This is a genomic window from Lacticaseibacillus manihotivorans DSM 13343 = JCM 12514, from assembly GCF_001435035.1.
Classification (GTDB): Bacteria; Bacillota; Bacilli; order Lactobacillales; family Lactobacillaceae; genus Lacticaseibacillus; species Lacticaseibacillus manihotivorans.
Map to the genome: position 1 here is coordinate 1 of NZ_AZEU01000306.1, position 290 is coordinate 290.

The window sequence follows — 290 nt, forward strand, 5'->3', positions numbered from 1 at the left end:
AATCTCATACGGGAACATTTGGTGGCGCAGCCGTTCTTACAAGGTGATGAAACGCCATATAAGGCGATCCGTGACCCACGTAAATCCGGGCGGTCGCATGGCTATATGTGGGTGATGCGCTCGGTGCAATCATCAAATGAACCTGGCGTCTATTACGCGTATGATGCCACACGCGCCGGAGCGTTCGCTCAAGAATTGTACGAAGGCTTCTCTGGCGTACTCCAGTGTGATGGCTATTCAGGCTATAACAAGCTTGATGATGCGATCACCCGCACTGGATGTATGGCGCA

Annotated in this window: 1 protein-coding gene; it reads left to right on the plus strand. The window is 52.4% G+C overall.

Annotated elements, in window-relative coordinates:
• Window positions 1-290, plus strand: a 290-nt coding sequence (locus FD01_RS14725) for an IS66 family transposase (RefSeq protein WP_156647334.1), incomplete at both ends; no start/stop codon positions are given.